The organism is Spirosoma arboris, from assembly GCF_009754945.1.
GTDB classification, from domain to species: Bacteria; Bacteroidota; Bacteroidia; order Cytophagales; family Spirosomataceae; genus Spirosoma; species Spirosoma arboris.
In genome coordinates, this window is record NZ_WPIN01000007.1 from 224,813 (window position 1) to 244,027 (window position 19,215).

Consider the following 19,215-nt stretch of genomic DNA (forward strand, 5'->3'; position numbering starts at 1 on the left):
CTTAGCCGAAATATTGCTGTTCAATACGTCCGATGTAGCCTAAGTACGTAGCACTGCTAAACCAGGGCAGAATTTTCGCGCCGATGTTTGGGTACATATTCAGGCTGCCTAAGTCTATTATAGGCTTCCAGACCAATTCGAGCGCAGTAGTTTCGGCAGGGTTCAGAGCGGGTTCACCTTTTAAATTCCGAGCGGCAAAAACGACGTGCAGCACATCGTCGTTGCGCTGGGTAAGTAACATTTCGCCTGCCAGAACCATTTCCCCGACGTCTACCGAAACCCCTAATTCTTCCTGAATTTCACGGACGATAGTTTCAGGAAGAATCTCTCCCCGGTCGGGATTTCCACCCGGCAACGCAAACACATCCTGACCACCGTAGCAATAACGCATGAGCAGGACTTCGGTTTGGTTGGCATTTTGCCGCCAGATGAGCGCAGAGGGACGAACTTTCATACTGGCAACTTATAAAAGAGCGGTCGTCTTTCCCAATTTATCATCGGAAAAGACGACCGCTCTTTTAGTTTTGTCATGCTGACAAATAAAAATCTAATCCCGTGTGGTTTCGAACAGGAACCAGGTTCGCCGTTCGGTTTCGTCGATATATACCTCAAGTAAGCTTGCCGTTGCTACGTCATCAGCATCATCGGCAACCTTGTGGGCTTCACGCATGTGCTTCGCCATTTTTCGATTCTCACCTTCCAGGTCTTTCAGCATGTCATGCGCCGATACAAAATCCTCGTCGTTGTCTTTTACATGCTGTAACTGAGCGATGTGCGCGATAGATCGGATGGTATTGCCGCCAATTTTCCGAACGCGTTCGGCTAGTGGATCAATGGTTGCAAAAATTTGATCGGCCTGTTCGTCTAACAGCAAATGATAGTCGCGGAAGTGTTTGCCGGACATATGCCAGTGGAAATTCTTCGTTTTGACATAGAGTGCAAACGCGTCGGCAACGAGCCGATTTAGCGATTCGGCGACCTTTTCACGGCCTTTTTCCTTCAGATCCGAAGGTGTATCTAATTCATCGATTTGATTGATAGCTTTCATGAGTGTGTCTGTTTTAAGGCACTAAGCCTGTTGCACAGGAAGAACTCAATGTACATCGTATTGTTTTTTATTGATGTGTTAATTCGTTTACGGCCCGAGGTTGTACTACAGATTACCGAAACCACCATCCAACAGTAAATCACCACCTGTCATGTAGGACGAATCATCCGAAGCCAGAAACAAAAAGCCCTTGGCCATTTCGTCGACTGTACCTGCCCGTTTCATAGGCGTTACGGTAGCAAAAAAGCTGTTTATTTCATCAATCTGTTCAGTCGCCCAACCTGCTTTCTCAAAGATCGGCGTATCGATCGAACCAGGTGATAGTGCATTTACCCGTATGTTTCGACTCACTAATTCGGCGGCAAAAGCCCTTACCAAAGCTCTTTCGGCCGCTTTGGACGACAGATAGGCGGCACCACCAGCTATGCCCTTATTCGCTACGGTAGAGGACGTAACAACGATTGACGCACCGTCATTTAAGTAAGTAAGGGCCTTCTGTACCGTAAAAAAGACACCTTTGTAATTGATATCGCTCACCTTATCAAACATTTCCTCAGTAAAGCTTTCCAAAGGCGATATCATAACGATGCCTGCATTCACAACTAGCACATCTATTTTACCGAATGTACTTTCTACTTCTTTATAGACTGGTTCAATGCTGTTGATATCTGAAACATCGCTGACGAAGCCAAGGGCACCTTCGCCTATTTCGGCCGTTGCACGTTTAATGGTGGTTTCATTTCGACCCGTAATCGTTACGCTTGCGCCTTCTTTGGCGAATAGTTTGGCGGTTGCAAACCCAATACCGCTATTACCTCCCGTAACTACGGCTACTTTACCTGCTAATTTCTGTGACATTTTCGTGTGTTTTAACGCCACAAAATTGCCAGCAGCGGTAGGGCTTTAAAATGAACTAGCTTAGGAAAAACGCTTGAACTGGTTCAACTTTTCCGCTTAACCTTATCATGCCTGATTTTGGAGAGAAATTCAGTAGTCATGCCCAAATAGGAGGCAATGGCATACTGAGGCAATCGCTGTGCGGCTGTGGGATAGGCCTCCAGAAACTCGTTGTACCGTTCCTCTGCGGTTCGGGTTAGTGCCGACACAATTCGGCGCTGATGGTAAGCCGCCGTCCGTTCGGCACCAATCCTGAAGAATGTCTCGAATTTATGATTCGAAGCCTTAAGGCGTTGTTCAGTGGCGTAGTCTATTTGCACTAATGTGCTATCCTCAATAGCCACGACAAATAGAGTAGCCGGTTTTTGGTATAAATAGCTGTTATAATCCGATATCCACCAGTCCTCCAAAGCAAACTGTACCGTGTGCTCAACACCATTTTGATCAACGACATACGACCGTAAAGCGCCTTGTACTACGTAGTTTCTATGGGCAGCCACAAAATCCGGCTGAATGATAAATTGCTTCTTCTTGACCTTTTTCAGTTTAAAAGCCGCCAGCATTTCCTGCAATTCTTCGTCAGTCAGGGCAACTCTGGCCTGTATGTGCCGAATAAACGGATCAAGCGTATCCATTTAAAAACGGGCCATCACTTTCTCTGAGACCGTTTTCCCAATCGACAACGACGACGTAGCAGCTGGCGAAGGTGCATTGACTACATTGATCGCTTTATCGGTTTCCAGAATAGCGAAGTCATCCAGCAAACCACCAGTACGATCACAGGCTTGCGCACGAACACCCGCTCCTCCAGGTTCTAAATCGGCCTCCTGAATTTCGGGAATCAATGCCTGTAAGGCTTTTGTAAAGGCCGCTTTTGAGAACGATCGGTACATCTCGCCCAAACCCGTTTCCCAGTATTTAGCGGCTACTTTCTGGAACCCCGGCCATGCGAGTGTTTCAAATAGCTCTTTCAGATTTATGTCTGACTTCTTGTACCCTTCGCGTTGGAACGCCAGCACCGCATTCGGGCCAGCTTCTACGCCCCCGTGTACCATGCGCGTGAAGTGAACGCCCAGGAACGGAAAGTTTGGATCGGGAACAGGGTAAATCAGATTCTTGACCAAATATTCCTTTTGCGGCTTAAGCTTGAAATATTCACCCCGAAACGGTACGATACGTACGTCAACTCCTCCAGGTTGAGTTAGCTGGGCCATTTTATCAGAATATAAACCTGCGCAGTTAACCACTAATTTGGTTTCGTAGCGGCCTTGGCTGGTCACAACAATGCTCAGACTTGTGCCGGGTGTAATCTGCTCGACCCGTTCATTAAGGTGAATTTCTCCACCCAATGCCTGAAATTTCTCGGCGTACTTCTCGGAGACTTGCTTATAGTCAATAATGCCCGTTTGCGGAACGAACATGCCAGCAACACCCGTTACGTGTGGCTCAATTTCTCGCATTTCGGCTACGGTCAGCTTTTTCAGGCCTCCAAGTCCGTTTTGCTGGCCACGTTGGTAAAGCGTTTCGAGTTGAGGGAGTTCTTCCTGCCTGGTTGCCACGACAATCTTGCCGCACAAGTCATAGGGAATGTTTTCTGCATCGCAGAAATCAATTAGCATCTTATAGCCCTGGATGCAGTTGGTGGCTTTCAGACTTCCCGGCTTGTAGTATAAACCCGAGTGAATTACGCCACTATTATGGCCCGTTTGATGGCGGGCTACGGATGATTCTTTCTCGATCAAAACGACCTTGAGAGCGGGCCGTTGTTGTTTTAGCTGCAAAGCGGTGGCCAATCCTACAATACCACCGCCAATAATGATTACGTCTGTCATCTCTGGTTAATAAGCAGTTCTTGAGGGATTTGATAGATACGCTATATCTTGGAGGTATGGCGTATCTATCAAATCCCTCAAGAACAAAGGTACGGTGCAACAGTCAAAAAAAGCGGGTACAGCAAAACCTGACTGCACCCGCTCTCCTGGCCAGTTTCGTTAGCTTATCGTAACTGCCCTTCAATCCAGTCAAGTCCTCGACTATAGAGTGCATTGGCAAATCGGACCCGGTTGTCGAAGTCGGCATTAGTCGTTCGTCCCTCAATCATAAACTGCCGAATGAGTCGGGCGTTATCGAGCGCCTGGGGTTGATCGTATTCCGTTTCGCTCTCGGTGCGGAACGTAGCGAAAGCCCCGGAATCACCTTCGAAATGCTGGAAAAACAAATGGCCACGTGGGGTTCGAACGGCGCATAATACCCCGCTTGACCGACTGGTTGATGGGGCTAAACTTCCTTCCAGACCGCGTTTCAGCACAATAACCCCATCAAAACCGGCCAGCATTGCCAGTTCTGCCATTTTCATCTGGTAGGTAATATGAAAGACCGACGTAACCAGGATTTGGGCGTGGCAGGGATTCAATACTTTTTCGAGTGTCGCCAGAAAAGGTCGTTTAAGAATAACGTGACGGCGGTCTACCCAGCGATTAAGCGCGGGCGAAAGTGCTTTTTGATCGAGCACCCAACCATACGATTCCAGGGGCGTGTCGAGTTCGTGATTGCTTTGCAGAAACTGACAGCCCAGATTCATGTACAAATCAAGGGCATTGAGCGTAAACTTAGGTCCACCAGATCGGCCAACCAATGAGATTGCGCCATAACCCCTTTTCTGAAACAACTGCGCCAGTAAGGGTGTAATCAGATAACTATTTTCAACGCCATCGAACGGCTCAGCCAGTTGAACAAGCGGTCGATCAGCACAACTCATTGAGCCGAATCCGGGTGTGAATGTCCGTTCAGCAGCCCGCATCAAGCCCTGGTATTCCTCGTTGGTTTCGTGACGAACCCGCATAATGCTGGCAGCAAGCCCCCGGAACGTTTCGCAGTGGCCATCGCTAAATAGGTAATCGCCTAATTGCTCTGCTTCCGTTACCTGAAGATTAGCCCCCCGAACCAGTTTCGTAGCAATAGGTAGCAAACCCTCCGGCAAATCGGGGCAGAGTTTATTGATAAAAAATGTTGGATGTGAGAAGGCGCCCTTGCCTATTACGTCTTCCAGTGTCCGTTCTTCCGGCGTCATTCCTTTCGCTAATAACGCTCCCAGAAAGGCTCCCCGTTGGAGCGGATGAGAAGCTGGATTGGTCAGCGCAGCACGACATTCGGCGAGTAGTTCGGGGGTGAGTGGCTTACTGCCATACTTACCTATACCAATGTGTTTGATACCACGGCCAAGCGGGGTACTAGTAGCAGGTACATCCAGAACCATATAAATAACTGGTTTATCTGAGAAATAGGGAGTAAGTAAATGTAAGTAAAAAATAGCGACTTTTTAATCGATAACTTGGAGAAAATGACCGTTTTACGTAATTATTTAAGCCCTTTATAACTTAAATCCTTTCGACTAAAGTCGTTGTCCAATTACGCAGTAATTAGACATGACTAATTTTGATAAATTGCTGTTAAAATAACCTTAATAAGGTCACTAACGTTTAGTTTTTACGCGTGAAATGATTTCTCTTCGCAGTCTTATCACCCCTCGACCTTTGTACTATTAACATCCCTACTGATTTGGGTGGAAGCAGTCATTACGCATAAGGCCGGCTTTAATAAATATTCCATAGCACGGCCATTGAGTTATATATTATCCGGCTGGCAACTTAAACCCGATGTCCCAGATGGTGCTAAAACGCTGACAACTCATCGGCAATCAGGACAGATAGCGCTCGTAGGCATACTATTGGTTGGTGTGGTTGAAGGTGTGGCAGTTCACTTGCTAGTAGGTCGCTGGAGTCCAATGGTTGCGTTCTGGATAATAGTCTTGAGTAGCGATGAGATGCTCTTTTTTACTGCAAATGTAATAGCGACAGTTAAACGCCCTTCCTACCTTACTGATAGTCATTTTCACAGTCATACGCCTGAGAACTACAATTCCCAACAGGAAATTTAGACGTTGTTGCAATCGGCAAGACCTAATATCATTCACAATGAGTTAATCACAAACCGTTTTTAAATCAGGTTCGATGGATTCCATGCCAAGAGCATAGCACTTATGCCAATCCTGGCAACAGCCAGCTTTATCACCCAATGCTTTTTTGGCTTTGCCACGATTATGATAAGCGACAATATAGCCAGCATCTAAGGCAAGCGCTCGGTCGAAATCAGCAATGGCTGATTGGTATTGTTTTTTAAATAAAAACGCGATTCCTCTCGACAGGTACGCTTCTTTGTGTTGAGGGTTTATTTTTAATAGCGCATTTAGCTCCACTAAAGCATCATCAAATTGAGTAAGCGAAAAATAACTGTACGCTAGACCATCATAAGTTCTGGTGTCAGTAGAGTCGATCGCTTTGGCTGCCTTAAGGTAGCGAATAGCTTCTAAATAGTTTTTAGCCCTATTATAGCAAGTACCGATTCCTAGATTAGCATAAGCTAGAGCCTGATTATCTTCTTTACCTAAGTTCATCATTAAAACCGATTTATAGTCTTGAAACGCTCCAGTATAATCTTTTAAAATATATTTAGACTGGGCTCGTAAGAGATAGGCAGTATAATTATCGGGGGTTTTAATAATCGCATTATTTAAGACCATTATCGCTTCTTTGTATTTACCAAGCGTTATTAAGGAATCGGCTTGTTGGGTCAGTTCGATTCCTTGCTGGAAGGTGTCGCTCGCCTTCCGTTTCTGAGCGGAACAAAAAGATAGTGACAAAACCAGTAGAAGGAGAAATTGTCTCATAGGTTATCAAAAGGATTTATAAGTACGAAGGTAACGACACCAAACACGCGGAAATAGTCATTCTCAACTAATACTTGTGCTACTAGCAAACCCGTTATGGAATTGTTAATCCCATATGATTGTATTCGGATTAAGAGTTTTTGATATATGGCAGAACGCATCACCTACGGCAAAACATGGTGGGGCCAGCAGTGGCTAAACGCCCTGACAAACATCGACATGGCGAACCGCATTCCACGCGGAAAAACCTATGCCAATCAGGGTGCAGTAATGGGGCTGCTGATTTCCAATAACCAGATTAGTGCCTCGATTAAAGGAACCGCCCCCCGACCATATAAAACCAAATTATCGGTACCGCTCTTTACGGAAGAGGAAAAAGAATGGTTACTCACCGAAATTCGCGAGAACCCGGCGATACTGGCGCAGCTTCTGAATCGCCAGCTCCCTCAGGAATTGACCGAATTTGCCAATAAGCGAGGTATCAAGCTATTTCCGAACTCCTTCCATGATTTGACAATGGGCTGTTCATGCCCCGATGCCGTTGTCCCCTGTAAGCACTTAGCGGCTGTTATTTATGTCATCGCCAACGAAATCGATCGCAATCCTTTTCTGGTTTTCCAGCTAAAAGGGCTGGATATTCTGGAAGAGCTTCAGAAAGATCAGTCCACCACACTTGGCGGGAGTATGGGTGCCGTTTATTCGTTTAAAGAAATCTGTACCGATGAATTTCCCGACGACGAAGATTGGCACCCCGACGAAAAAGCTCGAGCCAGCCTGGATTTTGCCGCCATCCCAGCCCTATCAGAACAGCTATTAGGCTTACTGTCTACTGATGTTACGTTTGCCAAAGGTGATTTCCATAAATCGCTGACCAAAGCGTATAAACTGTTCAGCAAGCCAATTTCCGATATAAAGCCATTCGATCAGGAGGAGCATCCCAGCTTCAGCGATAGCATCGAGCTACAACTCGATGAAGTGATGTCGGTGAAGAAAATCAGCATGTTCAGTGAGCACGGCGATCCTCGCTCGATCAGTGGCTTCACCTTTAGTGACCTGATTAGCTGGCTCGATACGCTTACGGAGGCCGACTGGCCCGAAATGAGTGATTCCGTTCGGGCGCTGTATCTGACTCACCAATTCTCGGCGGCTTTGCTTCGTCGGGGAGCTGTTGTGCCTGAATTACTACGTGTAGGGCCAGCCGAAGAACACTACCGGGTACGCTGGATTCCGGCGACTCTGAACGAAGCCATCAAACAGGTAACTGACCGGCTGGCCACACAAATTCCGCCAACGCTCTTAACCGTTCGCTGGCAGAAAGAATGGCTAGCCCTGGCCGATGAGCAACTGGTGTTAACGCTTTGCTCCATGTTTCTGCGCAAAGTCATCAAACCAACCACCATTGAACTCTGGGAACGTTGGCCTCTCGAAGATGCAGACCGGTTATTTTTTGGCATCGAGACCTTACGGTTCGAAGGATTTGGCCGGAAAGAAATGCCGCTGGCCATGCAACTATGGTTGAACGATTTCTTCCTGACGCACAAGCGTTTCGTACCTATTCTAGCCGTGGAGGAAAATGAATGGGGTGATGAATTTCGGATGAGTCTGCTCGTTCGAGACCGCGAAGCTATCGACACTGGAGGCACGCCATCTGCGCCAATACCATTACCCGACCTGTTATCCAAAAAGAAACACGCCCCCATCCGAATGGCTGTTTTGCAGGATCTGTTGGTGCTTTCCCGACATTTCCCTGATTTAGCCAGACTGACTAGATTGGGTGGTGGTGCTTACCTCGCCTATTCGCCTTCGGAGTTCGTGCAAGTTTTGCTCGATACGTTGCCACGTATGAAGTTGCTTGGTATTGCACTCTGGCTACCGAAGTCACTCCAGCATTGGGTTCGTCCGCAAGTAGGCGCCCGATTGAAAGCGAAAGTCACAGCCGATGACGCCTTTATGCGTCTGGACGACATGCTAACATTCGATTGGCAGGTTGCCCTTGGCGACGAGATGGTGAGTGTCAATGAATTCCAGAAGCTGGTGGGACGCACAACGGGGTTGGTCAAAATCAAAGATCAGTACGTCCTGATTGACCCGAATGAACTTACCAAACTCTATAAACAACTCGAAAATCCGCCCGAACTAACAGGCTCTGATTTACTCAAAGCGGCTCTGTCGGAGGAGTATCGAGGAGGACGGCTGGGTATCACACCTGAGGTTCGGAAATTGGTTAAGCAGTTCACCGAAAGTGCTGCTCAGCCCCTACCCGATGCGCTGAACGCAACGCTCCGCCCTTATCAACATCGTGGGTATGATTGGCTCGTCAAGAATACGGCACTCGGCATGGGAAGTTTACTAGCCGACGATATGGGCCTGGGTAAAACGCTCCAAATCATTGCCCTACTCCTTAAATTTAAACAGGAGGGTCGATTTAAGAAGCAAAAAGGACTGGTTGTTTTACCAACTACCTTGCTGACCAACTGGCAGAAAGAAATTATCCGCTTCGCTCCAGACCTTCAGGCTCAGGTTTATCATGGATCGAGCCGTAAACTCCCGGCCACAGACGATAAATACGACTTGCTTTTGACGACCTATGGCGTAATACGTAGCGATCTGGATAAGATCAAAAAAATGACCTGGGCAGTAGTGGTTATTGACGAAGCGCAAAACATTAAAAATGCTGATACCGAGCAGACAAAAGCTGTTAAAGCGCTAAAATCTCCCATTCGAATTGCGCTCAGTGGTACACCCGTTGAGAACCGACTGTCGGAGTTCTGGAGTATAATGGACTTTGTGAACAAGGGCTATCTGGGTGGTTTGAGTAAGTTTAACGAGGAATTTGGCAAGCCCATTCAGCAAGAGCGCGACCACCAGAAACTCGACCAATTCCGACGTATCACCAGCCCCTTCCTACTTCGGCGCGTTAAGACAGACCGTAGCATTATTAGCGATCTGCCCGATAAAATCGAAAACAACCAATTCTGCGCCCTCACTACCGAACAGGCAGCTCTGTATCAAAGCGTTGTTCAGGAGAGTTTACGGGCTATTGAAGAAAAAGACGGAATTGCCCGACGAGGTTTGGTGCTCAAACTCATGACAGCGCTCAAACAAATCGGTAATCACCCGCAGCAATATTTGAAGAAGAGCAACAGCAAAGATGGTGGCCCGTCGCCTGCTCTTTCTGGCAAAGCCACACTGTTACTCAGCTTGCTCGAAACGATTTATGCCAACCACGAGAAAGTATTGATTTTCACACAGTACAAGGAAATGGGTGAATTACTATCTCAATTTATCCAGCAGGCATTTGGTCAGCAACCCCTATTTCTACACGGCGGCACGTCCCGGTCCGACCGCGATCAAATGGTGGAGCAATTTCAGAAGAATCGTAGCGATCACACCTTTATTCTGTCGCTGAAAGCGGGCGGTACTGGCCTAAATTTAACGCAAGCCAACCATGTCATTCACTACGATTTGTGGTGGAATCCGGCCGTAGAAGCGCAAGCCACCGACCGGGCCTTCCGAATTGGCCAAACGAAGAACGTATTGGTTTATCGGCTTATGAATCAGGGAACCCTCGAAGAGAAAATCGACGCCATGATCCGTTCCAAACGTGAACTCGCCGACCTCAGCGTCAAAACCGGCGAAACCTGGTTAGGTGATTTGAGCGATAACGAGTTGAAGGAGTTGGTGAGTTTGGGGTAACCTACCCAGAAAATAAAAATTGGATGAGTTTGTTCAGTGAATTCACTGAACAAACTCATCCAATTAATGAAGTCAGTAGTGCTTAATTCCTACACCTTCTTCGGATCTGGGTGTACGTAGCCACTACGATACTCCCTGGCGAGCATTTTGGTCGCTTCCTTATCGCCAACAACTTCCCGCTTCACAGGATCATAGACCATTGGGCGGCCTGTCTCCATCGACATATTAGCCAGAATGCAGCTGGCAGTTGAAATATGTCCTTGCTCAATATCAGCAATAGGGCGGCTGCTTTTTTCGATAGCATCCAGGAAATTAAGCATGTGCAGGCGGGTAGCCGGAGCCGCATTCAGCTCAATTTTTGGATTGGTATCTTCCGTAACGTCTTCCGGATATTTCTCTTTTTCATAGACAACATCCATATGAATTTTATCGCCTTTTCCATCTGGAATGAAGTCGCACTGCATGGTACTGCCCCATAAGGTTCCTTTTTCGCCGTAGAGCGTAAACGACCACGGATAATCGGGATTGTTAGCGGTTCCCCAGGTTTTATGGTGCCATACACAGTTCAGCTCATCATACTCAAACAGAGCCGATTGCGTATCGGAAATATTCGACTTGCCTTCTTTCTGAACGTAAATGCCACCATGTGAGCTAATACGCTTTGGCCAGCCGAGATTCAACATCCAGCGAACTGTATCGAACATGTGAACGCACATATCGCCCGTAATGCCATTTCCGTACTCCTTAAATGTCCGCCACCAACGTACGTGTGGTAAACCATCGTAAGGGCGGAGCGGAGCAGGGCCAGTCCACATGTTGTAATCCAGAAAATCGGGGACAGCCTGCACAGGAGGATTGCCGTTGGCACGCATGTGCAGATCGCAGGCCATCTCTACGTGCGAAATCTTACCAAGCAGACCCGCATCAACGATCTCTTTCTTCGCTCTGATCAGGTGAGGAGTGCTTTTCCGTTGTGTGCCCACCTGTACAACCTTGTTATACTTCCGGGCAGCGGCTACCATCGCTTCGCCTTCCATGACGTCTACGCTGATTGGCTTTTGCACATACACGTGAGCACCTGCTTTTACGCAATCAATCATTTGCAGCGCGTGCCAGTGGTCGGGGGTTCCAATGAGGACGATGTCCAGCTGATTTTCAGCCAGCATTTTCTTGTAGTCTCCGTAGAGCTTGGGCGTCTGACCCGATTTTTGCCGCTGACTTACCAGTTTAGCCGCACCCGCCAGCATATTCTTATCAACGTCGCACAGAGCGACAACCTCTACGGGAGCTACCTGAATCAGGCGGAACAAATCGCTTTTACCATACCAGCCCGTACCAATCAGGGCGACACGATACGCTTTAGGTGGGTGCATCAGATCCAAACCTCTGGCTCCAAAGGCCGTCAGAGCGAGTGAAGCCGTGGTACCTTGTATAAAACGGCGACGATTAATATTGAAAATTTCCATGCGAATTAACAGTTCAGGCAGTTGCCAGGGTTTAAGTGAATTATTATTTTAAGAGTGCCATTACCGCATCGTCGCCCACAACGGCGCGAGCCGGACGCGGGTGTTCAGCGGTAAAAACTTGTAGGTCAGTTGCAGGAAGTACCGTATTGGGTGTTTCGTCGATTTGACCGTCTTTCAATACGCGGTTCAAATCCAGTTTCAGGTATTTCGCCAGGAAGCGATAAGCAGCTGCCCGCTTATTAGGTCCGTAATCATGGCCTTCGGTTGGCAAATGCACATTCTCGACCTTTTCTTTGGCCCCGTAATAGCCATAGATATTCTGGATATATGGAAACTCCACATTAGGCGTGTTCTTGGTCCAGTCTTTCCCATCCGATACCATCAACATTGGTCGAGGAGCAGCCAAAGCCGCAATTTCAACGTTACTGGTCTGGTGCGTTGGACGCTTATGAATGGGCATTCCGCTTTCACAAACGCAACCTCCGAAAAAGTGAGCCGACACCATAACAACGGGCACTGAGACTTTTATACGAGAATCAAGAGCGGTGAGCAGAAACGTCTGCGTTCCCCCGCCCGATTCGCCCGACATGGCAATTTGGTCTTTATCGACTTCGGGTAAACTCGTCAGGAAATCAAGTGATCGCATACCATTTAAGGTTTGCAGTTTCAGAGCCTCAGCGATTTTATGATCCGATTGTTTCGAGTCGCCGTAGCCGAGCATATCATACGTAAATACGACAGCGCCCATGCGCGCTAACGTAGCACACCGCTGTTGGGTATATTCCATCAGGCGATTGTCCTGATTAGCCCCATGTCCGTGCGAACAAAGAATTCCCGGTACTTTTCCGGTTGCATTCAGAGGCCTATACAGATTTCCTGTTACGAAAATGCCCGGTAAACTCTCAAAAGCGACGTTCTCAACCGTATAACCATTCATCTTTTTCAGACTATGGCGAATGGGTTGAAGCGGGACAAACTTCGGCTTTTCGGGAAGCTTCATTCCCTCACGAATGCCCTTCCGAATCAATGCTGCACGTGTTTCCCAACTGGCTTTGTCATGATACGTACTGGCGAACTTCTTTAATGCTTCTGCCCCCTCCGATTCAGTGAAATAGGCGCCCTGACATAAATCAGGTCGGGCGGGGTTTGGCTGGGCGATAACTCCTGTTAAGCTAATGACGTAACACAAAAGGAAAGAAATCCGGGTTGTCATAGGTTTTAGTTCGTTTCACTAAACACGAAAACTAAAAGCGCCCTTCCGTAAACTCTTACTCCCTGTGTGTCTGTCATATTTCAATGAAATCACGTATAAACTACTTCACCGTTGATCCACGGATAATAAGGTTGGTCGGTAACACAACCCGTTCGGGCTGAAACTCGTCTTCTTTAGTCAGCAACTGCCGAACTAAAACCTGAGCGGCTTGCTGGCCAAGTTCGGTAACGGGTTGGGAAATTGTGGTCAGGCCGGGTTCAATAACCGCCGAAATTGGGTCGTCGCTAAACCCAATGAGCGCCAGATCATCAGGAACACGAATGCCCCGGCGTTTGGCAACACTCAGGGCTTCGAGCGCGGTGGGGTCATTTATGGCAAACAACGCATCGGGTGGATTGGGCAGATTTAACAGATGATTTACGTAGATGTTTGCCTTATCCAGATTCAAGTCATAGGAAATGATCAGCTCGGGATCAACAGGGATTCCGTACCTGGTTAAAGCGTCGCGGTAGCCATTGAGCCGATTGCGGCTATTCGTGAGCGTGTCGGGGCCAGCCAGATGCGCAATGCGCCGTCGACCAGTTTGAATCAGGTGCTCAACCGCCAAGAAAGCGCCATTGTAATCGTCCACTGTTACATTGGATACATTCATGTCTTCGCAAACCCGGTTGAAAAACACGACGGGGATTCCTTTGCGCTGAAAAATCTTGAAGTGATCGAAGTTGCGGGTTTCCTTCGTATGCGACACGATCAGTCCATCCACACGGCTGGCTAATAAGGCTTTCGCGTTCGACACTTCCGTTTCGTACGATTCATTCGAGTGACAGATAACCACATTGTAGCCCGACCTAGCTAGTTCTTCCTGGGCGCCAATGATCACTTTTGGGAAGAAATAACTGATAAACTCTGGCACAATAATCCCCACCGTACCCGTCCGATTGGTCAGCAATGAGATAGCCAGCTGGTTTCGTTGATAATCCACCTGAGCTGCCATATCGAGTATGCGCTGTCGGGTCTTCCCGTTCACATTTGGATGTCCCGTTAACGCCCGAGACACCGTCGATTTAGAAATCCCTAAGGCCCGTGCAATGTCAATGATTGTGGTTTGATGGGTTGCCATAAACAATAAAATATAATTTTTCTAATTTTCAGACTCTACTTCACCTGACTTACTGATAGCTTCCAGTGCAATTTTAGCAATTTTATTGGGAACATTCCCAGGATTTTGGGAATGTTCCCAATAAAAAAAGTCAATAAATTCTTTGCAGAATCACTATACAGGGTTAACATCGAATAAGTATTCAAAAAAGTCATCTATTCATGCTATTACCAGAGGATGTGATCCTAGAATCTCTTTTTTGATACAAATAAAGCTTATCACTTACCACCTGAAATATTTTTGTACTTTTTTAATTTTAACAATTCCTAAATCGAACGGGCAGTTTAGCTGCTTTACTTATGAAATCTATTCTACTACTACGAAGCATGATCGGGCTGGTTTGTCTACTGCTGGTCACGTTAGTGAGTCAGGCACAGTCGGCACGCACCCTGACGGGACGTATCACTGATGCCACTACCAATGGAGCGCTGCCAGGCGTTAACGTCCTGGTTAAAGGAACCCAGCAAGGGACAACCACCAATGCAGACGGCCAGTATACACTAAACGTATCGGCTGGTGCTACTACATTAACCTTCTCCTTTATTGGCTATGTATCGCAAGATGTAGACATTGCCAATCGGAGCACTATCGACGTTAGCTTAAAGGCCGATGATCGTTCGCTAAACGAAGTGGTTGTGGTTGGTTACGGAACCCAACGCAAGATTGAAACGACAGGCTCAATTGCTTCGGTAAAAGCCGCGGATCTGGTACAAACGCCGGTGGCTAACGTTGCGCAAGGTTTGCAATCGCGGGTTGCCGGGGTTCAGGTAAATCAGAATACGGGGGCGCCCGGTGGGAACATCAGCGTGCGGATTCGGGGAACAAACTCGATCAACGGAAGTTCTGAACCACTGTATGTTGTGGATGGCATTCAGATTTCGAACAGTGGTGGCATTACCGATGTCAGTCCACTTTCGACCATCAACCCGAACGATATTGAGTCAGTAGAAATCCTGAAAGATGCCTCGGCATCAGCCATTTACGGATCACGGGCGGCTAACGGCGTTGTGCTGATTACGACCAAACGAGGTAAAACCGGTGCCACACGCGTCACAATTGACAGTTACTATGGTGTACAAAATGTCAATAAAACCTTACCGGTTTTGAACGCGGCTCAATTTGGACAGTTAGAAAATGAGGTTTTCAAAAACAATTTCTACCCCGATCCTGCATCGCTGGGCGAAGGCACGAACTGGCAAAATCTCATTTTCCGTCAGGCAGCTATCCAAAACCACCAGTTGTCGATTAACGGCGGGAACGAAAAAACGCAGGTAGCCCTTTCGGCTAACTATTTCAATCAGGATGGTATTATTATCAATTCTGCTTTCAAACGGTATTCATATCGACTGAACGTTGACCATCGGGTAAGCAAATTACTGAAAGTAGGCACCAGTCTCTTAGGTAGTTATGCGATCAATTCGGGGGTTACAACGGGTTCAGAAACGATCGGAGATGCGGGCGTTGTAACAAACTCCATTCTCGGCGCAGCCATTGGTGCACCGCCAACACTGGTCCCTTACCGTGCTGACGGTACACTTTTCCCATTTGGCGAGCAAGCCGGCGGCCAATATCGGGAAGTTACCAATCCGCTCACCTTCGCCAGTATCCTGAACCGGAACGCCATCAAACGAACTCTTGTCAATTTCTATGCTGATTTCACCATTTTGAAAGGCTTAACGTACCGGGCATCGTTCAATGCGGATTTGCAAAGTAGCTTACGTGATGGGTATTCGCCCCGTTCGATTGTAAACAAAGCGGATTTGAATGACAATTCAGGCTCAGGCTTTAAAGTAAATACGAACGGGCTGGCTTTGCTACACGAAAGTATCCTGACGTATAGTACGATATTCTCCCAGCATCACTCCTTTAAAGCAACGGCGGTAGTGGCATCCCAATCAGAGGACAATAATTCAAATCAGATCAACGCCACTGGCTTTCCGAACGATGCTACCCAAAACGAAGCTCTGCAACTGGCACTAACCCGTACGGTTACCAGCAGCCGGAATCGTACTCGCCTGGATTCGTACCTGGCCCGCATCAATTATGGCTATAAAGACAAGTATTTTCTGGATTTGACCGCTCGGGTCGATGGGTCGAGTAAATTCGGGGCAAACCACAAGTATGGTTTATTCCCGGCCGTTTCTGCAGGTTGGCGTATTATTGAGGAGCCGTTTGCCAAAAATATTTCCTGGCTTTCCGATTTAAAACTACGTGGTAGCTACGGTATTACCGGAAATGCTGGCGGTCTTAACCCGTATCAGTCACTGGCAACCGTTTCAGCTTCAGGAAGTGATTATAACATCAATCACACGTATGTAACGGGCATTAACCCATCGGGCATTGCCAACCCCGATTTGCGTTGGGAAAAATCGGCCCAGGCGGATATCGGTCTTGATATTAGCCTCCTCAACAATCGCATCAGTATCATTGTCGATGCGTATCAGAAAACCACAAAAGACTTACTGTACGTGAAAGGACTGCCATTGAGTTCTGGCTATGGCACGATCACCGGCAACTTTGCCTCACTGGAAAACAAGGGGCTGGAGTTTGCTGTAAACGCCCGGATTTTAGATGGTCCACTGAAATGGAATGTTGCCGGTAACATGACCATAAATAGAAATAAGGTACTGGATCTGGACGGTGGCACTACGCAGGAACGGTTCATTACCGCTTATTCGGTGTTGAAAGTAGGCCAGCCGTTGGGTGTTTTCAAAACTTACGTTTACGACGGTATCAACCAAACCGGCGAGTCAATTCTGCCTGGTTATGACGGTCGTTTGGGCGGCCTGAAAGTGAAGGATATTAACGGTGACGGTACCATTTCGGCTGCCGATCAGGTGATTACCGGCAATCCAAACCCAAAGTTTATTTATGGTTTTTCTACCAATCTGTCTTTCAAAGGATTTGATCTGAGCATGTTCCTATCGGGTTCGCAAGGCAATGACATTTACAACGCAGCCCGCCTTTCGTTCGAGATGCCGCTGGGACAACGGAATCAATTGGCAGGTCTTGCCGATCGTTGGTCGCCTACCAATCCAAGTAACCAGTACGTGAGTGGTTTTCAGGCCGGTCGTCTGCCTGTGACGAGTCAGGTAGTTGAAGATGGTTCGTACCTACGCTGTAAGAACCTGACGCTGGGCTATACATTGCCACGTATCAAAGGAGTTCAGCAAATTCGAGTGTATGTGAGCACCAATAACCTGTTCACAATCACGAAATACAGCGGTTTCGATCCAGAAGTGAATACCTATGCCGGTTCAAATACCGCCATCGGTATCGACAATCTGGTGTATCCACAAGCTAAATCATTCCTGGGCGGTCTTCAGGTAACTTTTTAAACAATGAGCGAAAGAGTGAATGAGTGAAAGAGCGACCAAACCGCCTTCATGAACAATCCCTTCACTCTTTCGCCATTCACTCTTTCGCTCTTTAAGCACATGAAAAAGATACTTATTCCTATACTAGTTGCCTTCGGTCTGGCTTCCTGCCAGTTAGACGAGACCATTTATTCGTCCATTTACACCGAAGCTTTTTACAAAACAGCTGCCGATGCGGAGAAAGGGCTTATTGCCGCTTACGATCCGTTCGCAGATATGTACAGTGGCCCGGCTGGAACGCTGATCGCTGATTTCAGCGACGACCAGACTTATCCACGTGGTGTGGTGGGCCGGAATACATTGACGCTTTTTACGTACGACGTCAACTATACAACTCAGAAGAGTAATTCACGGGTCAACGAAGCACCCCAGCAAATCTGGACATCAGGCTACGACGGCATTGAAAAAGCCAACTGGATCATTGCCAAAGTTCCGGCAGCGGTGATGGACGAAACCCGTAAAAAGCAAATTATCGGAGAAGCCTATTATCTACGGGCATTCTACCTCTGGATGCTCACTAAAAACTTCGGCGATGTCGTGATCAAAACCACTCCCAGCTATTCGCAAACCGATGCTATTATTGGAAAAAGCCCCAAAGCTGATGTTTACAAACAGATTTATGCGGATTTAGACCTGGCATTCGCGGCCGGTTTGCCATCGTATCCGGCAGTTGATAAAGGTCGTCCGGCTAAAGAAGTAATCAATGCACTTTATGCGAAAGCGGCATTGTATAACGAAGAATGGCAAAAAGCGCTCGACAAAGCACAGGCGGTGATCACATCGGGGAAATACTCGCTGATGCCGGATGTTCGCAACGTGTATAAATACGACCAGGAAGATGCGGCTCGCGTCGAGAATATGTGGGCCTACGAAGTTGATCCAATTTCGCCGGGCCGGGGCCACCAGTTGACGGGTTTGTGCGGGCCACCTGCCAGCGCCGGACCTGAATACGGCAAAACGACGTTCGGTTCGATGTTCGCGTATCAGTCTTTCTACAATTCATTCAATCCTGTGGACAAGCGCCGTCTTTTACTCGACACGACCTACGTGGATAAAAATGGCAAAACCGTTCCACAAAAGAGCATTACGCCCATCACGACCGACGGTGTGTTGATCAAAAAATACCAGGACCCGGTTTCGACGTTGAATGAAATTAATAATATCCCAATCTTCCGACTGGCTGATATGTACCTGATTGCCGCCGAGGCTGAAGCTCGACTAAACGGCGCGACTCCCTTAGCTTATGGCTATATCAACACTATTCGTAAACGGGCTGGCTTACCAGATCTACAAACAGGCCTGAGCAAAGATGCTTTCGTGGATGCTGTTCTTCAGGAACGGGCCTGGGAGTTTTTTGCCGAAGGCGACCGCTGGTACGACCTCACTCGTACGGGCAAATTTCTGACAGTTATTCCCAAAGCTGTCAACTCGGTTTATCCAGTCCGAACAGTAGCAGCAAAGAACAAATATTTCCCAATTCCGCAGGACGAAATCAACGCGAATCCAAAGCTGGAGCAAAACCCGGATTGGAAGTAAGAGGCCATTTTTGTCATCCCGACATCAGGAGGGATCTCAGGCATCAGGCAACTTGAGATCCGAGATCCCTCCTGCGTCGGGATGACAAAAATGAGCC

Annotated in this window: 14 protein-coding genes; 4 read left to right on the forward strand and 10 right to left on the reverse strand. The window is 47.6% G+C overall.

The window, feature by feature from the left end:
• Nucleotide 1 precedes the first annotated feature (1 nt).
• The 6 genes from GO755_RS19920 to GO755_RS19945 form a co-directional block, all read right to left on the reverse strand.
• Nucleotides 2-454: an NUDIX domain-containing protein gene (locus tag GO755_RS19920; RefSeq protein WP_157587050.1), complete on the reverse strand. Its 453-nt coding sequence runs from the start codon at nucleotides 452-454 to the stop codon at nucleotides 2-4.
• Between the two features lie 93 nt (nucleotides 455-547).
• On the reverse strand, nucleotides 548-1,048 hold the full coding sequence (locus GO755_RS19925; protein ID WP_157587051.1) for a Dps family protein: 501 nt from the start codon (nucleotides 1,046-1,048) through the stop codon (nucleotides 548-550).
• 105 nt (nucleotides 1,049-1,153) lie between these two features.
• Nucleotides 1,154-1,906, reverse strand: coding sequence for an SDR family oxidoreductase (locus GO755_RS19930; protein WP_157587052.1), 753 nt, complete (start codon nucleotides 1,904-1,906; stop codon nucleotides 1,154-1,156).
• A gap of 83 nt (nucleotides 1,907-1,989) precedes the next feature.
• Nucleotides 1,990-2,580, reverse strand: a complete 591-nt coding sequence (locus GO755_RS19935; RefSeq protein ID WP_157587053.1) for a Crp/Fnr family transcriptional regulator — start codon at nucleotides 2,578-2,580, stop codon at nucleotides 1,990-1,992.
• The gene (gene lhgO, locus GO755_RS19940; protein ID WP_157587054.1) at nucleotides 2,581-3,777 is read right to left on the reverse strand and encodes an L-2-hydroxyglutarate oxidase; all 1,197 of its coding nucleotides are present in this window, start codon (nucleotides 3,775-3,777) and stop codon (nucleotides 2,581-2,583) included.
• Between the two features lie 164 nt (nucleotides 3,778-3,941).
• On the reverse strand, nucleotides 3,942-5,201 hold the full coding sequence (locus GO755_RS19945; RefSeq protein ID WP_157587055.1) for an anthranilate phosphoribosyltransferase: 1,260 nt from the start codon (nucleotides 5,199-5,201) through the stop codon (nucleotides 3,942-3,944).
• Nucleotides 5,202-5,564: 363 nt separating this feature from the next.
• Here GO755_RS19945 and GO755_RS19950 point away from each other — a divergent pair, with 363 nt between their 5' ends.
• Nucleotides 5,565-5,882 carry a hypothetical protein gene (locus tag GO755_RS19950; protein WP_157587056.1) on the forward strand — a complete coding sequence of 106 codons (318 nt, stop codon included), beginning with the start codon at nucleotides 5,565-5,567 and terminating at the stop codon, nucleotides 5,880-5,882.
• A 42-nt stretch (nucleotides 5,883-5,924) separates the two neighbouring features.
• Here GO755_RS19950 and GO755_RS19955 read toward each other — a convergent pair whose 3' ends face one another.
• Nucleotides 5,925-6,671, reverse strand: a complete 747-nt coding sequence (locus tag GO755_RS19955; protein WP_157587057.1) for a tetratricopeptide repeat protein — start codon at nucleotides 6,669-6,671, stop codon at nucleotides 5,925-5,927.
• A 147-nt stretch (nucleotides 6,672-6,818) separates the two neighbouring features.
• Here GO755_RS19955 and GO755_RS19960 point away from each other — a divergent pair, with 147 nt between their 5' ends.
• Complete coding sequence (locus GO755_RS19960) at nucleotides 6,819-10,367, forward strand: DEAD/DEAH box helicase (RefSeq protein ID WP_157587058.1); 3,549 nt, start codon at nucleotides 6,819-6,821, stop codon at nucleotides 10,365-10,367.
• Between the two features lie 89 nt (nucleotides 10,368-10,456).
• Here the strand turns inward: GO755_RS19960 and GO755_RS19965 are convergent, their stop codons facing one another.
• The 3 genes from GO755_RS19965 to GO755_RS19975 form a co-directional block, all read right to left on the reverse strand.
• On the reverse strand, nucleotides 10,457-11,833 hold the full coding sequence (locus GO755_RS19965) for a Gfo/Idh/MocA family protein (protein WP_157587059.1): 1,377 nt from the start codon (nucleotides 11,831-11,833) through the stop codon (nucleotides 10,457-10,459).
• A 43-nt stretch (nucleotides 11,834-11,876) separates the two neighbouring features.
• Nucleotides 11,877-13,046: an alpha/beta hydrolase family protein gene (locus GO755_RS19970; RefSeq protein WP_157587060.1), complete on the reverse strand. Its 1,170-nt coding sequence runs from the start codon at nucleotides 13,044-13,046 to the stop codon at nucleotides 11,877-11,879.
• A gap of 100 nt (nucleotides 13,047-13,146) precedes the next feature.
• A complete protein-coding gene (locus GO755_RS19975) occupies nucleotides 13,147-14,166 on the reverse strand; it encodes a LacI family DNA-binding transcriptional regulator (protein ID WP_157587061.1) in 1,020 nt (339 codons plus the stop codon).
• Between the two features lie 338 nt (nucleotides 14,167-14,504).
• Here GO755_RS19975 and GO755_RS19980 point away from each other — a divergent pair, with 338 nt between their 5' ends.
• Nucleotides 14,505-17,543, forward strand: coding sequence for a SusC/RagA family TonB-linked outer membrane protein (locus GO755_RS19980; RefSeq protein WP_157587062.1), 3,039 nt, complete (start codon nucleotides 14,505-14,507; stop codon nucleotides 17,541-17,543).
• Between the two features lie 99 nt (nucleotides 17,544-17,642).
• Nucleotides 17,643-19,118, forward strand: a complete 1,476-nt coding sequence (locus GO755_RS19985; protein ID WP_157587063.1) for a RagB/SusD family nutrient uptake outer membrane protein — start codon at nucleotides 17,643-17,645, stop codon at nucleotides 19,116-19,118.
• Nucleotides 19,119-19,215: the final 97 nt, after the last annotated feature.

What these genes read in the sequence shown, in the direction of transcription:
- GO755_RS19925 (WP_157587051.1), bottom strand. Translation starts at nt 1,048, where the DNA reads ATGAAAGCTATCAATCAAATCGATGAATTAGATACACCTTCGGATCTG.
- GO755_RS19955 (WP_157587057.1), bottom strand. Translation starts at nt 6,671, where the DNA reads ATGAGACAATTTCTCCTTCTACTGGTTTTGTCACTATCTTTTTGTTCC.
- GO755_RS19975 (WP_157587061.1), bottom strand. Translation starts at nt 14,166, where the DNA reads ATGGCAACCCATCAAACCACAATCATTGACATTGCACGGGCCTTAGGG.
- GO755_RS19930 (WP_157587052.1), bottom strand. Translation starts at nt 1,906, where the DNA reads ATGTCACAGAAATTAGCAGGTAAAGTAGCCGTAGTTACGGGAGGTAAT.
- GO755_RS19960 (WP_157587058.1), top strand. Translation starts at nt 6,819, where the DNA reads ATGGCAGAACGCATCACCTACGGCAAAACATGGTGGGGCCAGCAGTGG.
- GO755_RS19945 (WP_157587055.1), bottom strand. Translation starts at nt 5,201, where the DNA reads ATGGTTCTGGATGTACCTGCTACTAGTACCCCGCTTGGCCGTGGTATC.
- GO755_RS19985 (WP_157587063.1), top strand. Translation starts at nt 17,643, where the DNA reads ATGAAAAAGATACTTATTCCTATACTAGTTGCCTTCGGTCTGGCTTCC.
- GO755_RS19980 (WP_157587062.1), top strand. Translation starts at nt 14,505, where the DNA reads ATGAAATCTATTCTACTACTACGAAGCATGATCGGGCTGGTTTGTCTA.
- GO755_RS19920 (WP_157587050.1), bottom strand. Translation starts at nt 454, where the DNA reads ATGAAAGTTCGTCCCTCTGCGCTCATCTGGCGGCAAAATGCCAACCAA.
- GO755_RS19965 (WP_157587059.1), bottom strand. Translation starts at nt 11,833, where the DNA reads ATGGAAATTTTCAATATTAATCGTCGCCGTTTTATACAAGGTACCACG.
- GO755_RS19970 (WP_157587060.1), bottom strand. Translation starts at nt 13,046, where the DNA reads ATGACAACCCGGATTTCTTTCCTTTTGTGTTACGTCATTAGCTTAACA.
- lhgO (WP_157587054.1), bottom strand. Translation starts at nt 3,777, where the DNA reads ATGACAGACGTAATCATTATTGGCGGTGGTATTGTAGGATTGGCCACC.
- GO755_RS19935 (WP_157587053.1), bottom strand. Translation starts at nt 2,580, where the DNA reads ATGGATACGCTTGATCCGTTTATTCGGCACATACAGGCCAGAGTTGCC.